The sequence below is a fragment of the Candidatus Omnitrophota bacterium genome, assembly GCA_028715415.1.
In the GTDB taxonomy this organism is placed as follows: domain Bacteria; phylum Omnitrophota; class Gorgyraeia; order Gygaellales; family Profunditerraquicolaceae; genus JAQURX01.
In genome coordinates, this window is the sequence record JAQURX010000014.1 from 1 (window position 1) to 15,116 (window position 15,116).

Sequence of the window (15,116 nt, forward strand, 5' to 3'; positions counted from 1 at the left end):
CTACGGTAAACGGGGCGATTCTTTTCCATGAGCGATTCGTGGGGAATCCTTTGGTATATTGCGGCACAGTTGGGATTATGCCTGAGGATAAATCTTTTAAAGAGACGAAAGAAGGCGATTTGATTGTTGTTGTAGGCGGCAGGACAGGCAGGGACGGAATACACGGCGCAACATTTTCTTCCGGTGAGCTTACCCATGAATCAGAGACGGTTTCAAGTGGGGCAGTGCAGATTGGAAACCCCATTCAGGAAAAAAAGATGGCTGATACCATTTTGCAGGCGCGCGATAAGAATTTATATAATGCAATCACAGATTGCGGGGCAGGAGGATTATCAAGCGCGGTTGGAGAGATGGGCGCTGAATTAGGAGCAAGGGTTGACTTGGAAAAAATCCCGAAAAAATATTCCGGCCTCTCTTATATGGAAATCTGGATCTCCGAATCCCAAGAGAGGATGGTTTTAGCAGCGCCGAAAGATAAAATTAATGAGTTAATTGAACTTTTTGATAAAGAGAATGTGGAAGCAACCGTAATCGGAGAGTTTGTAAAAACCGGAAAGCTTGAACTTTATTATGAAGGAAACCTTGTATGCAATCTGCATATGGATTTCCTGCATGAGGGCATCCCTAAAACAGAGAAGAAAGCAGTTTATATCCCCCAAAAACACAAAGAACCGAAAAATTCCTGCAAGAAAGATTTAACTGAATATCTTTTTAAATTACTTTCTCATTATGATACTTGTTCTAAAGAATGGGTTATAAGGCAGTATGATCATGAGGTGCAGGGTGGGTCTATTTTAAAACCACTTAGCGGCATTGCAAATGACGGCCCGTCTGATGCAGCGGTGGTAAAGCCGCTTTTGGACAGCCCAAAGGGCCTCATTATATCAAACGGAATTAATTTTCGTTTTGGGTTGATTGACCCTTATTGGATGGCAGCTTCTTGTATTGATGAGGCTTTGCGCCAGATAATTGCAAGCGGTGGCTCATTGGAGAAGATAGCGATTTTAGATAATTTCTGTTGGGGAAATCCTGATAAGCCGGATAGGCTGGGTAGTTTAGTAAGAGCAGCATATGGCTGTTATGATATGTCAAAAGGCTTTGGAGTTCCTTTTATTTCCGGAAAGGACAGCCTTTATAATGAATACACAGTAAATAAAAAGTCTCTTTCCATCCCCGGGACTCTTTTAATCTCTGCAATCGGAGTTATGGATGATGTAGGGAAAACCGTTTCAATGTATGCAAAAGAAGAGGAAGATTTATTATATATTGTTGGAGAGACCTTTGATGAACTCGGAGGCTCTCATTATTATGATATTTTAGGCGCAATTGGCAATAATGTTCCGAAAGTTAATTTGAAAAAAGCAAAAGCAATTTTTGATAGCCTTAGCAAAGCTTCTTCTTTAGGGTTTATCCGTGCTATGCATGATTGTTCTGACGGTGGGCTTGCGGTAGCTTGTGCAGAAATGGCTTTTTCCGGCGCCTTGGGGATGGATGTATTTTTGAAGGAAGTTCCGTTTCAGAAGTCACAAGGTCACAAGGTCACAAGGTCACAAGTTAATCGCAATGATACGGTATTGTTCTCAGAATCTAATTCAAGGTTTATTGTTGAGGTGAGTAAAGAGAAACAAAAAGAATTTGAACAAACCTTGAAAGGAATTCCTTTCGGATTAATCGGCTGCGTTAATAAAAATAATAATTTTAATGTTTATGGCATAGATGGCGAGATTTGTATAAAATCCGATATTAAGAAATTAAAAGAAGCGTGGCAGAAGCCGTTACGTTGGTAATAAAAGAGAAAAAACAGGAGAGAGGATGAGTAAAGCCAAAAAGATTAATCAGGTTGAGGATAATTTTACTAAAGATGATACTTGGAGAGTGTTTAAGATTATGTCGGAATTTGTCGAGGGTTTTGAGGTTCTTTCTTCTGTGGGCAAGGCTGTTTCAATCTTCGGCGGCAGCAGAATTAAGCACCACGATAAATATTACAAGTTAGCTCAGGATACAGCTTATCTTTTGGCTAAAGAAGGCTATGCGATTATTACAGGAAGCGGCCCAGGGATTATGGAGGCAGGTAACAAAGGAGCAAAGCTTGCCAAGGGTAAGTCTATCGGATTAAATATCCAGATACCTACCGAGCAAAAGCCAAACAAATACGTAGATACATTATTAGATTATCATTATTTCTTTGTGCGCAAGGTTATGTTTGTAAAATATGCCAAGGCGTTTGTGATTATGCCCGGAGGATATGGGACATTGGATGAATTATTTGAGTCGTTAAATTTAATCCAGACCGGCCGCATTGGGAAATTTCCGGTTATCCTGATGGGTAAGGAATATTGGAAAGGAATGCTTGAGTGGATGCATGGCACTCTTTTAAAGCACGGCGCAATAATAAAAGAAGATTTGGGGATTTTTAAAGTAACGGATAATCCGAAGGAAGTTGTGCAGATAATTAAAAAGTTCTATTCATAAAAATTATGTCAACACCAAAAGTTTGCGTATTAAGGACTGCAGGGACAAATTGCGATAAGGAAACTGCTTTTGCTTTTCAAAAGGCAGGAGCGGAAACGGAATTGGTGCATGTAAATTATCTTATATCAAAAGAAAAAAATCTTTCGGATTACCAGATTCTGGCTTTGCCCGGAGGGTTTAGTTATGGCGATGACATTGCTTCGGGAAAAGTCTTGGCAAATGAACTAAGGACAAAATTATCGGAACCTTTAAAGAAATTTATCCAAGACGGAAAACTGATTATTGGAATTTGTAATGGTTTTCAGGTTTTGGTTAAAAGCGGGTTTTTGCCCGGGAATGATGAATTAAAACAAGATACAAGTTTAATCATTAATGATTCGGGTAAATTTGAAGACCGTTGGGTATATTTAAGGGCACAAGACACAAGGCACAAGTGTGTATGGGCAAAAAATATACCGGAGGTAATTTATCTTCCGGTTGCTCATGGAGAAGGAAAGTTTGTTACAAAAGATAAGGCGGTTTTAGAAAAATTAAAGAATAACGGGCAGGTGGTTTTCCAATATTGTAATGAAAAAGGAAATTTTTCAGGATATCCTGAAAACCCCAATGGTTCGGTAGATAATATCTCCGGAATTTGTGATGAAACAGGAAGAATCTTAGGGCTTATGCCGCATCCAGAAAGGCACATTGATTCTAAACAGCATCCGAGATGGACGGCAGTAAAAGCGAATAAAGAGGCAGATGGGTTACAGATTTTTAGAAATGGTGTTGAATATTTTAAAACTTAAGGAGCCAAAATGAGCGGCATCTTTGGAGTTGTTTCTAAGGGAAATTGTATGGAAGATTTGTTTTACGGGACTGATTACCACTCGCATTTAGGTTCCCAATTCGCAGGGCTTGCTGTAATGGGAGATGAATTAGTGCGTAAGATTCATGATATAAGAGGGAGCCAGTTTAAGGCAAAGTTTTTTGAAGATTATCTAAAAATGTCTGGCAATAAAGGGATAGGCGTAATAAGCGCGAAAGATGAACAGCCGATTGTAATAAATTCTAAATTCGGCCCTTTCGCGATTATTACAAATGGATATATTGATAACGCGCGTGAGTTGACAGATGAGTTATTTAAGCAAGGTAAATCTTTTAGTGAGGTTACCGACGGCGGAGTAAATCAGACAGAATTAGTTGCTAAGCTTATTATCTGTGGAAAAGATATTGTTGGCGGCATAGAACTTATGTTTTCAAAAATTAAAGGAGCCTGTTCTTTGCTTTTGTTGAACAAAGACGGAATTTATATCGCCCGTGACAAGTGCGGGAATACTCCTTTGGTAATCGGCCAGTATAAAGATGCCTGGGCAGTTACTTCCGAGACATCGGCTTTTAGTAATTTAGGTTTTGAGATAAAAAAATACGTCGGCCCGGGTGAAATAATTTTTCTGGATGAGTCTGGGATGAAGACTGAGAAGAAAAGCAATAAGTGTAGTCAAATTTGTTCATTCTTGTGGATTTATACCGGATTTCCCGCTTCTTCTTATGAGGGGATAAATGTAGAAGTGGTTAGGGAAAGATGCGGAAAGTGCCTGGCAAAAGGGGATAATGTAAAAGTTGATATTGTCGCCGGCATTCCGGATTCAGGAACAACTCATGCGATTGGTTATTCTATGGAATCAAGAGTTCCTTATAGAAGGCCGTTAGTTAAATATACTCCGGGTTTTGACCGCAGCTATATCCCTGCGTCTCAAGAAAGGCGCGATTTGGTTGCCAGGATGAAATTGTTGCCGGTTGCTGATATTATTAAAGATAAGAAAATTGTTTTTTGTGATGATTCAATAGTAAGAGGGACGCAGCTAAAGAATTACACAATTCAAAAGCTAAAAGAATGCGGGATAAAAGAAATACATTTCAGGATTGCCTGCCCTCCTTTAATGTTCCCCTGCAAGTTTAATTTTTCAACCCGTACTTTAAATGAATTGGCAGCCCGTCGGGCGATAAAGGCAATTGAAGGGAAGGAATTAAATGATCCTAGCCCGTATTTAGATGAGAAATCAGCAAAACACAAGAAGATGGTGGATTGGATTGCCAATGATATGGGAGTTACCACTTTAAAATACCAGAAATTGGATGATATGGTTAATGCAATTGGCCTGCCTAAGAAAGATTTGTGCCTATATTGCTGGACCGGCAAAGAGCCAAGCGAAAGAGAGTAGGTTATGAAGAATAAAAAATATGTGAGGCAGGATTTAGATAATTCACCGCATGAGTATTGTGGTTTATTCGGAATTTATAATCATAAACAGGCAAGCTGGCTTACCTATCTTGGTTTGTATGCTCAGCAGCATAGAGGCCAGGAAGCATGCGGGATTGTCTCAAATAATAAGGGAGTTTTGTCAATCCATAAGAATATGGGTTTAGTCAGCGACGTATTTAATGAAGAAGTTTTGAATAGATTAAAAGGGGACATGGCTGTTGGGCATGTTCGGTATTCTACGACCGGCTCAAGTGTTTTAAAGAATGCCCAGCCTTTATTAATTGATTACGCAAAAGGCTCAATTTGTATTGCGCATAACGGGAATTTGATTAACTCGCTTTCTTTGCGCCAATATCTGGAAAAACACGGTTCAATCTTCCAGACAACTACAGATTCTGAATTGATTATCCATCTAATGGCAAAGGCGCGTTCGCGCGATTTAGAGGAAAGTTTAATCTATGCTTTAAGAAGGATAAGGGGCGCATATTCTTTGGTGATGATGAATAATGATAATTTAATCGGCGTGCGCGATCCTCTGGGTTTTCGTCCGTTGGTTTTAGGTAAGCTGGGTAATTCTCTTTGTCTTGCTTCAGAAACAAGCGCGCTTGATTTAATTGGTGCAAATTTAGTGCGCGAGATTGAGCCTGGAGAAATCGTCTTTATAAATAAGAAGGGTTTAAAATCAGTTAAGCCGAAAGAGTTCCACCGGGAAGGAAAACACGCATTTTGTTCATTTGAGCATATTTATTTTTCCCGTCCGGATTCAATTGTGTTTGGCGAGACAGTGCATACTGTAAGAAGAAAGCTGGGTGCACAGCTTGCTAAAGAATATCCAATAGAGGCTGATTTTGTTGTTCCAGTGCCAGATTCCGGATTTTCCGCTGCAATGGGATATTCGCAGGAGTCCGGCATTCCTTTGGAAATGGGGATTATCAGGAATCATTATGTGGGCAGGACATTTATCCAACCAGCGCAGGACACAAGAGACTTGGGTGTAAAGGTAAAATTTAATATTTTAAAGGATGTCTTAAAAGGCAAAAGAATAATTGTTGTTGATGATTCAATTGTAAGGGGGACAACTTCAAAGATCCGTGTGCGCAATTTACGTAAAGCTGGAGTTAAAGAAGTGCATCTTATGATTTCCTGCCCTGCGCATAAATTCCCATGTTTTTACGGGATTGACTTTCATCGCTCAAATGAATTAATCGCAAATAGGTATGAGTCAATTGAAAAAATCCGCCAGTATTTAGAGGTTGATACTTTGGGATATTTAAGCCTTGAGGGTATGCTTAGTTGTTTTAAATGCCCGAAAAATAGCTATTGCACTGCTTGCTGGACGGGAAAATATCCGTTAATTGCTGAAAAGAAGCATAGTAAATTTTCGCTTGAGCTGCGTTGCTGCGGGCAAGGCGAATTAAATGTATAAAAATATATGAGGATGAGCAATGAAAAAATTAACTTATAAAGATTCCGGGGTTGATATTAAGAAGGCAAGCGAGTTTAAAAAAAATATTAAGGCTTTAGTGCGGTCTTCTTTTAATAGCGGGGTTTTAAAAGATATCGGTGGGTTTGGAAGCTTCTTTGCGCTGGACTCAAAGAAATATAAAGAGCCGGTATTGGTTTCCTCAACCGACGGGGTGGGGACAAAACTTAAAATAGCTTTACTTGCCAATAAGCATGATTCTGTCGGGATTGATTTGGTGGGGATGAATGTAAATGATATTTTATGCACGGGTGCCGAACCGCTTTTTTTCCTTGATTATATTGCCTCTGCAAAATTAAAACCGAATGTTTTACTCCAGGTGGTCAAAGGGATTAATATTGGATGCATCCAGTCAGGCTGTGCTTTGGTCGGTGGTGAAACTGCAGAGATGCCGGGGATGTATAAACCCGGAGAATATGACTTAGCGGGATTTTGCGTTGGAGCTGTAGATAAAAGTAAGGCAATTGACGGCAAAGATATTGAAGTTGGGAATTTAGTTATCGGCCTTGAGTCAAACGGGATTCATTCCAACGGTTATTCTTTGGTAAGAAAAGTTTTTTCTGAAAAAGAGCAGGTCCGTATGAGTAAGGAATTGCTTAGGCCGACACGGATTTATGTAAAGCCGGTTTTAGATTTAATCAAAGCTTTAGGTTCCGGTGAAAAAGGCGCAATTAAAGGGATTGCGCATATTACAGGCGGGGCTTTTTACGACAAGATTGCAAGGATATTGCCGGATAATATGAATGTCAGGATTAAGAAAAACTCCTGGCCGGTCCAGAAAATCTTTCAATTAATGCAGAATAAAGGGAATATTGATGATAAGGAAATGTTCCATACTTTTAATATGGGCATTGGCATGGTTTTAATGGTTCCTGCCGGAAACGCTGCAAAGGTAATTGAGAATTTAGCAAATTCCGGATTAAGAAGCTGGGTTATTGGTGAAGTTATAAAGGGTCGTAAGGAAGTTGAGATTGTTTGAAAGGGTAGTTAAATAGGAGGTGCTTCATGAATTGGATGTATCTTGGAATAACTATAGCAATAGTTTTGTTTTTATCAGGAATTAGAATCGTTCGTCCTACACACAGAGGCCTTATTGAGAGGTTTGGAAAGTATAGCCGTTTTGCCAATCCGGGTTTTAATTGGATTTTTCCGGTAATTGAGAATATATATCAGGTAAATATTACCGAGCAGATGGTCGATGCTGAGCCGCAGGAAATTATCACTAACGATAATCTTAATGCAAAGGTAGATGCGCAGGTTTATTTTAAGGTTACTCCTGAAGAACTGAAAGTAAAGAATGCAATATATAATGTAAATAATTATCAATATCAGATTGTAAATCTCGCACGGACTACACTGAGAAATATTATCGGTACCTTGACTTTAAAGTCAGCAAATAGTGAGCGTGGCAAGATCAACGCGGAATTACATAGAACGCTGATGGAAGAAACTGCAAGCTGGGGGATTGAAATTGTAAGAACCGAATTAAAAGAAATTGACCCGCCCAAAGATGTTCAGGAAACCATGAATAAGGTTGTTAAGGCAGAGAATGAAAAGATTGCTGCTGTTGATTTTGCAACAGCTACAGAAACCGCTGCTGATGGGCAGAAGAGAGCAGAGATTAAGAAAGCAGAAGGTATTAAACAGGCAAGAATTTTGCAGGCAGAAGGTGAAGCTGAGGCAATTAAGCTTGTAAACGAAGCAGCAGAACATTATTTTGTAGGAAACGCGCAAGTATTAAGAAAGCTTGAAGCAGTTGAACATGCGCTTGCAAATAATGCGAAAATAGTTGTTCCTTCTAACACAGAATTAGTAAATGTAATTGGTGAAATGGCAGGCTTCCTGCCGCTTAAGAGAGATACAAAGGAAGATTCAAAGAAATAAATTTGTTCTTTTAATGAATCTGTCGTTTTTCTCGCTCAGGTAGATTTTGCCCCGCCTTTGGCGGGGCCGCCAAAGGTCTTTCGCATTTCGGTGGCTGCTGAACTCGCGCCTCGTGTTCTCACTCGGCGCTCGAACAGCATCGCCATCCCGATATTGCCGCGCCCGGTCGGTCGCGGCATCGGGATTCCCTCAATGCTCAAGCTGCTTTGGCTAAAATCTACATTCGCTCGAACAAACAACAGATTCATTAAATTAGAAGTAAGGAAAGTTAAAATGCCTTGGTGGTTAAATATATTTTGGGATGTTGTTAAATTTTTATTAGAGAAAATTAGTTATTTTAAGCCTCCGGAAGATAGACCCGAAGTTATTCTTGATAGAATAGAAGGCGATAGGGTTAAAGATGAAAATTATTTTGTTGCTAAGAATATAGGTTCTAGGGCAGCTCTTAATATTGAGATATCAACATTGAATCTGATTACAAAAATGCCTTTTAACTTGAGTGAAGATATCTTTAATTTAAGATTTGAATCTACCAAGATTGCTAATTTAGATTCAAAACAGGAAAAACGAATCGATTACAATGTTTATATTGTTGAAAAAAATGGTAACAAAGTTTTAAGCGATTCGGGGAAAAAGTTATATTTTATGCCTATGTTTAATCAAAAATATGCTCAGACAGATATTCATTTACTATTTGAATATAACGATTCATCTGGCAGAAGATATGTAACGCATTTTAGCATAGGAAAGAATGGCATAGACACAAAAGGAGTTTATTTAATTAGAAAGCCCGAATTAATTAACAAGATGTTTAAGCGATACGGCATAGTTTATAAGGAAAATAATAAGTAATTAAGGGAACGGTTCTATTTTTTAGTAATATAGCTTTATGGTTTTTGCTGTAGGCGCATTAGAAGATTTTTGGCACATCTATTAACATTAGTGCGCAAGGATTTACGAGGAGCGGAGGACTATCCTGTAAGATAGTGCTACCCGAAGCGACGAAGTAAACCGCAGCGCACGGCAAAAATCTTCAGCGCCGGAAGCAAAAACCATAAAGCAAGAGTGAATATTATGAAAATTTTAGTCATTGGTTCTGGGGGAAGGGAGCATGCGCTGGTGTGGAAGATAGCCCAGTCGCATCTTGCTAAAAAGATATTCTGTGCTCCGGGAAATGGCGGAATTGCTGAAATTGCCGAATGCATAGATATAAAAGCAGATGATATCCAGAGGCTTTTAGAGTTTGCGCGTAAAGAAAAAATTGACCTTACAGTTGTTGGCCCGGAAGCTGCCCTTGCCCAAGGCATAGTTGATGAATTCATTAAATATAAATTAAGAATATTTGGGCCATCAAAAGCTGCTTCTCAAATGGAAGGCAGCAAAGTTTTTTCCAAAGAATTAATGAAGAAGTATGATGTGCCGACAGCTGACTTTAAAATATTTGATAATCCGAATGAAGCTTATAAATATATTGAGGAAATCGGTGTTCCTTGTGTAATCAAGGCAGATGGCTTGGCGCAGGGAAAAGGTGTAGTGGTTGCTAAGTCGATTGAAGAGGCAAAAAAAGCAGTTGAGGCAATTTTAGTTGAGAAAATCTTTGGGGCAGCCGGGAATAAAATTATAATTGAAGATTGCCTAATTGGCGAGGAAGCCTCAATTTTAGTTATAACAGACGGCAAAAACGTAATTCCGCTTGCCTCAGCCCAGGACCACAAAAGAATTTTTGATTATGATGAAGGGCCAAATACAGGCGGCATGGGCGCATATTCACCTGCTCCGGTTGTAACAGGTGAATTATTGCATGAAATAATGGAAAAAGTAATACATCGCACGATAGATGGCCTTGCTAGAGAAGGCATAGTATACAAAGGAGTTTTGTACGCGGGAATTATGATTACCAAAGATGGGCCTAAGACATTAGAGTTTAATGTGCGTTTTGGAGACCCGGAAACACAGGCAATATTACCCAGATTAAAAACAGATCTTTTAGAAGTAATGCTCGCAGTCTCAGAAGATAAACTTAGCACTATATTAAAAAGAGGCGGTTTGTCATGGCATGAGCAAGCTGCGGTTTGCGTTGTTTTAGCTTCCGGAGGCTATCCGGGTAAATATGATGCAGGAAAAGAAATTTTCGGCTTAGGCGAAGCAGGAAAATTAAAAGATATCGTGGTTTTTCATGCTGGAACTAAAAAGTTGCAAGTTGCAAGTTTCAAGTCTCAAACAAAAATTATTACAAGTGGCGGACGAGTTTTAGGAGTAACCGGATTAGGAAATACTATAAAAGAAGCAATTGATAAAACTTATCAGGCGGTAGAAAAGATAAAATTTGAAGGAATGCATTATAGGAAAGATATCGGTAGAAAAGCATGTGGAGGAACAAATGAATAAAATTAGCATAATTATGGGTAGTCAGTCAGATTTAGAAACAGTGCAAGAGGGAATTAATATTTTGAAAGAATTTAAAGCTAGCTTTGAAGTAAAAGTGTTATCCGCGCACAGAACGCCTAAAGAATTAGCTTCTTATGTAGAATCTGCATCAAAAAGCGGAGTAAAAGTTTTTATCGCCGCTGCTGGCGGAGCTGCTGCATTAGCCGGAGTAGTTGCAGCTCACACTACACTTCCAGTTATCGGAATCCCTATTGAAACTTCAAGCCTTAAGGGTTTGGATTCTTTGTTATCAACGGTTCAGATGCCTGCAGGAATTCCTGTTGCCTCAATGGCTATTGGAAAAGCAGGTGCAAAGAACGCAGCGCTATTTGCTATAGAAATCTTAGGCATCAATGATAAAAAGCTTAATTCCAAGCTAATTGTTTACAAAAAAGCCATGCGGGCTAAGATAAACAGTATTCGTATAAAAGCATAATGAATAAAACAAAGATAGTTAAGGTTGATCCGGTTAATCCGGAAGAGTACATTATCAAAGAAGCTTCAACTGTGATAAACAGCGGTGGGCTTGTAATTATTCCGACTGAAACGGTTTACGGAATTGCCGCGAGCATGCTTAATAAAAAAGCGTTAGACAGGCTTTATGAGATTAAGAAACGGCCCAAGGATAAGCCGTTTTCAGTGATAATAGGTGATAAACTAAAGATTGAAGAGTTCTCAAGGTCAGTTCCCATAAGTGCGTATAAACTTGTTGATAAGTTCTGGCCCGGGCCTTTAACAATCATATTGAAGTCAAAAGACAAAGGGACAATCGGTATCAGGATGCCTGATAATGAAATAGCGCTTAAGATTATTTCTTCTTCAAGCGTGCCGATAGCTTGTCCTTCGGCAAATCTCTCCGGGTTAGAAGCGCCGATAGATTTTCAAGGCGCTATAAAAGATTTATCCGGAAAAGTTGACTTGGCGATTGATGGAGGTAAGGCGAAGATCGGTAAAGAGTCAAGTATTGTAGATTTTAGCGTTACTCCTCCTAAAGTTGTAAGGGTAGGGGCAATTGCGGAAGATATAATCAACCTTGAACTTAACAAAAAGACAGTTCTTTTTGTCTGCACGGGGAATTCCTGCCGTTCAGTAATGGCTGAAGCGCTTTTGCGCAAGATTATGAGAGAAAAAGGCAGGAGCGATGTTGAAGTCTTATCCGCCGGGATCATGATTTTGGGAGGGTTGTCAGCTACTGAACACACCTGCGATATACTATTAAGGGAAAAAATGGATGTTTCGGAGCATCATTCGCAGAGGGCAACCAAAGAAATGGTCAAGAAGTCAGACCTTATTTTAGTTATGGAGAGAAGGCATGAAGAAAAGATCCTGCAAATTGCGCCTGAAGTAAAAAACAGGGTGTTTTTGTTAAAGGAATTTGCTAAAATAGATGATAGTGATTTGAATATTATAGATCCGATTGGCAAGTCACGGGAATTTTACGAGGGAACATACGAAGTAATCAAAGAAGCTGTGCAAAGAGTAAGTAATTTAATTTGAGATTGAAAGGGCAAAGATTATGGAATCAATACTTATTGCGTCTGACCACGCAGGATTTGGTTTAAAGGAAAAAATAAGGCTTTATTTAGAGAAAAAAGGTTTTAAAGCAAAAGATTTAGGTACATATTCGGAAGATAGGTGTGATTACCCGGAATTTGCCTGTAATTTGGCCAAGGCAATTTCCGAAAAGAAATTTAAACGGGGAATATTGATTTGTAAAAGCGGCATCGGCAATTCAATTGTTGCGAATAGATTCCCCGGCGTGCGCGCGGCATTGTGCTACAATAAATTATCAGCCCAGCTTTCCCGCGAGCATAATGATAGCAATGTGTTAGTTTTGGGGGCAGGTTTTACCAGCGTTGAGATGGCGAAGAAAATTGTAGAGGTTTGGTTGGCCAGTAAATTTCAGGGCGGCAGGCATAAAAGGCGCCTTAACCAGATTAAAAAAATAGAAAAGGATATAAAGAAATGGAATCTCTAAAACATATAAAAAATACCGATCCGGAAATTTATAACGCGATAACAAAAGAAATCGTAAGGCAGGAAGATAACCTGGAATTGATTGCTTCAGAAAATTTTACTTCTTTGGCGATTCTTGAGGCACAAGGCTCGGTTTTTACCAATAAATATGCCGAGGGTTATCCGCACAGGCGCTGGTATGGAGGATGCGAGAATGTGGATGTGGCTGAAAGCCTTGCAATTGAACGCGCTAAGAAAATTTTTGGAGGCGACCACGTTAATGTGCAGGCGCATTCAGGCACACAGGCAAATATGGCGATTTATTTTACGGCGCTTGAACTTGGGGATACGGTCCTTGCAATGGATTTATCCGCCGGAGGCCATCTTTCGCATGGCCTGCCGCATAATTTCTCAGGGATGTTTTATAAAATCGTAGGTTACGGAGTAAGCCCTAAAACAGAATCTTTGGATTACGACGTTATCTTGGACTTGGCGAAAAAACATAAACCAAAGATGATTTTGGCAGGGGCTTCTGCATATCCAAGGACGATTGATTTTAAGAAATTCCGCGAAATAGCAGATAAAGTCGGTGCTCTTCTTTTTGTGGATATGGCGCATATTGCAGGGCTTGTTGCAGCAGGGATCCATCCAAATCCTGTGCCTTTCGCTGATTTCGTAACATCAACCACACATAAAACTCTTCGCGGACCGCGCGGAGGATTCATAATCTGCAAAGAGCAATTTGCAAAAAAACTTGATTCAAGAGTTTTCCCGGGAATTCAAGGCGGCCCATTAATGCATGTTATTGCTGCTAAGGCAATTTGTTTTAAAGAGGCGCTAACCCCGGAATTTAAAGCTTATCAGGAGCAGATTGTAAGAAACTCAAAAGAGCTTGCCAAGGCTATGGCTGATAATGGATACAGGATTGTTTCTGGTGGGACAGACACCCATTTGTCTTTGGTTGATTTAAGTAAGAAGAGCATAACTGGAGCAGAGGCCTCTACTGTTTTAGGCCACGCCGGTATTACGGTAAACAAGAATTTAATCCCGTTTGATAAAAATACGCCGGCAACAACCAGCGGGATTCGTTTAGGAACTGCCGCGGTAACGACCCGTAAGATGAAGGAACCTGAAATGCGGAAAATTGCGGAGTTAATCAATAGAACGGTAGAATACAGGGATAATCTGGAAGAAATAAATAAGATCAGGCAAGAAGTATTAAAACTAACAAAGAGTTTTCCGCTTTATCCGGAGTTAAAAGTCTAACTTATGAAAAAAAAGAATATTAGAAACCAAACGTTAAAACATGTGCGTCCTAGTTGGGATGAATATTTTTTGGAAGTAGCAGGTTTAGTTTCAAAAAGAGCGACCTGTTTACGTAGAAGAGTGGGGGCTGTTTTGGTTAAGGATAAAAGAATTTTGGCGACCGGTTATAATGGCGCTCCCAGTGGGCTTAAACATTGCCTTGAGATAGGTTGTATCAGGGAGAAGCTAAACGTCCCTTCGGGGCAGCGGCATGAGCTTTGCCGGGCGCTTCATGCTGAGCAAAATGCTTTAATCCAGGCTTCTTTATATGGCATTAGCGTCAGAGGAAGCACGCTTTATGCAACAAATCAGCCTTGTATTATCTGTGCCAAGATGCTGATAAACGCAGGTATCAAAGAAATTGTAATCGCTGAAGGCTATCCTGATGAAATGGCAATGGATTTTTTAAAACAAGCGAAAATAAATATTAGAAAAATAAGATGAAGTGTCCCTGCTGCGGTTATAAAGAAGACAAAGTTGTAGATTCCCGTGCAACCGCGGAAGATTCTGCTATCAGGCGTAGGAGGGAATGCCTTAAGTGCGGTAAGCGCTTTACGACTTACGAATACATAGAAGAAGTTTCTTTGATGGTCGTGAAAAAGGACGGCCGGCGCGAGCCGTTTGACAGGAAAAAAATTCTCTCTGGTATTATGCGCGCCTGCGAAAAGCGCCCGGTAAGCATGGAAAAGATGGAAGAGGTGGTTGCTCAAATTGAGCGTGCCATCCAAAGGAAATCCGACCGTGAAGTTTCCAGTGTCCGCGTAGGAGAGCTGGTAATAGAAAAATTAAAAGTTTTAGATGATGTTGCCTATGTCCGTTTTGCCTCTGTGTACAGGCAGTTTAAAGACGTAGGGCAGTTCATGACAGAATTAAAAGATATGCTTGGCTCTAAAAAGAAGAAGAATAGAAAATAAACCGGAGAATTCTTGCTATGGTAGAAATGGAATTAAATAAAATCGTAATTGATGAAAAAAGGCATGACCAGCTGATAGTTTTAAAAGAAAGAAACGGAGACCGCCTTTTACCGATAGTAATTGGTTTAGCTGAGGCCTCAGCGATAAAATTAAAGATTAGCGGTTTTAATCCGCCACGGCCCTTAACTCATGATTTATTGCACTCAACTATTGAAAACTTAGATGCAAAAATAGATAAGATTATTATTGATAAGCTGGAAGAAAATACTTTTCATGCAAAGATTGTCATAAAGACTTCTGCCGGGCATCAAAAAATAATAGATGCCCGTCCATCCGACAGCATTGCCTTGGCAGTAAGGGCTCACACGCCGATATTCGTTGAAGACGAAATCATAAAACAGGCAAAGAATTTTAACACGAATAAATAATC

Annotated in this window: 16 protein-coding genes; all 16 read left to right on the forward strand. The window is 39.7% G+C overall.

Features of this window, described 5'->3' with window-relative positions; translation table 11 throughout:
* A partial coding sequence (locus tag PHO70_06835; protein MDD5432678.1) for an AIR synthase-related protein occupies window positions 1–1,787 on the forward strand: 1,787 nt, incomplete at its 5' end.
* A gap of 25 nt (window positions 1,788–1,812) precedes the next feature.
* Window positions 1,813–2,472 carry a TIGR00730 family Rossman fold protein gene (locus tag PHO70_06840; GenBank protein MDD5432679.1) on the forward strand — a complete coding sequence of 220 codons (660 nt, stop codon included), beginning with the start codon at window positions 1,813–1,815 and terminating at the stop codon, window positions 2,470–2,472.
* Between the two features lie 5 nt (window positions 2,473–2,477).
* Window positions 2,478–3,260 carry a phosphoribosylformylglycinamidine synthase I gene (gene purQ / locus PHO70_06845; GenBank protein MDD5432680.1) on the forward strand — a complete coding sequence of 261 codons (783 nt, stop codon included), beginning with the start codon at window positions 2,478–2,480 and terminating at the stop codon, window positions 3,258–3,260.
* Between the two features lie 9 nt (window positions 3,261–3,269).
* On the forward strand, window positions 3,270–4,676 hold the full coding sequence (locus PHO70_06850; GenBank protein MDD5432681.1) for an amidophosphoribosyltransferase: 1,407 nt from the start codon (window positions 3,270–3,272) through the stop codon (window positions 4,674–4,676).
* A 3-nt stretch (window positions 4,677–4,679) separates the two neighbouring features.
* Window positions 4,680–6,143, forward strand: a complete 1,464-nt coding sequence (gene purF / locus PHO70_06855) for an amidophosphoribosyltransferase (GenBank protein MDD5432682.1) — start codon at window positions 4,680–4,682, stop codon at window positions 6,141–6,143.
* A gap of 19 nt (window positions 6,144–6,162) precedes the next feature.
* Window positions 6,163–7,179: a phosphoribosylformylglycinamidine cyclo-ligase gene (gene purM / locus PHO70_06860; protein ID MDD5432683.1), complete on the forward strand. Its 1,017-nt coding sequence runs from the start codon at window positions 6,163–6,165 to the stop codon at window positions 7,177–7,179.
* A gap of 26 nt (window positions 7,180–7,205) precedes the next feature.
* Window positions 7,206–8,084, forward strand: a complete 879-nt coding sequence (locus PHO70_06865) for an SPFH/Band 7/PHB domain protein (GenBank protein ID MDD5432684.1) — start codon at window positions 7,206–7,208, stop codon at window positions 8,082–8,084.
* 273 nt (window positions 8,085–8,357) lie between these two features.
* Window positions 8,358–8,936: a hypothetical protein gene (locus PHO70_06870; protein MDD5432685.1), complete on the forward strand. Its 579-nt coding sequence runs from the start codon at window positions 8,358–8,360 to the stop codon at window positions 8,934–8,936.
* Between the two features lie 222 nt (window positions 8,937–9,158).
* The gene (gene purD, locus PHO70_06875) at window positions 9,159–10,472 is read left to right on the forward strand and encodes a phosphoribosylamine--glycine ligase (protein MDD5432686.1); all 1,314 of its coding nucleotides are present in this window, start codon (window positions 9,159–9,161) and stop codon (window positions 10,470–10,472) included.
* Window positions 10,465–10,947 carry a 5-(carboxyamino)imidazole ribonucleotide mutase gene (gene purE / locus PHO70_06880; GenBank protein ID MDD5432687.1) on the forward strand — a complete coding sequence of 161 codons (483 nt, stop codon included), beginning with the start codon at window positions 10,465–10,467 and terminating at the stop codon, window positions 10,945–10,947. Before purD ends, purE begins: the two co-directional genes overlap by 8 nt.
* Window positions 10,947–12,008 (forward strand): L-threonylcarbamoyladenylate synthase, encoded by a 1,062-nt coding sequence (locus PHO70_06885; protein MDD5432688.1) that lies wholly within the window; start codon window positions 10,947–10,949, stop codon window positions 12,006–12,008. The genes purE and PHO70_06885 overlap by 1 nt, the downstream gene beginning before the upstream one ends.
* Window positions 12,009–12,027: 19 nt before the next feature.
* The gene (gene rpiB, locus PHO70_06890) at window positions 12,028–12,489 is read left to right on the forward strand and encodes a ribose 5-phosphate isomerase B (GenBank protein MDD5432689.1); all 462 of its coding nucleotides are present in this window, start codon (window positions 12,028–12,030) and stop codon (window positions 12,487–12,489) included.
* Window positions 12,477–13,733, forward strand: a complete 1,257-nt coding sequence (locus PHO70_06895) for a serine hydroxymethyltransferase (GenBank protein MDD5432690.1) — start codon at window positions 12,477–12,479, stop codon at window positions 13,731–13,733. Before rpiB ends, PHO70_06895 begins: the two co-directional genes overlap by 13 nt.
* A 3-nt stretch (window positions 13,734–13,736) precedes the next feature.
* Entirely contained in the window at window positions 13,737–14,216 is a 480-nt protein-coding gene (locus PHO70_06900) for a cytidine/deoxycytidylate deaminase family protein (protein ID MDD5432691.1), read from the forward strand.
* Window positions 14,213–14,686, forward strand: coding sequence for a transcriptional regulator NrdR (nrdR, locus tag PHO70_06905; GenBank protein ID MDD5432692.1), 474 nt, complete (start codon window positions 14,213–14,215; stop codon window positions 14,684–14,686). Before PHO70_06900 ends, nrdR begins: the two co-directional genes overlap by 4 nt.
* 26 nt (window positions 14,687–14,712) lie before the next feature.
* Window positions 14,713–15,114, forward strand: coding sequence for a bifunctional nuclease family protein (locus PHO70_06910; GenBank protein ID MDD5432693.1), 402 nt, complete (start codon window positions 14,713–14,715; stop codon window positions 15,112–15,114).
* Window positions 15,115–15,116 lie beyond the last annotated feature (2 nt).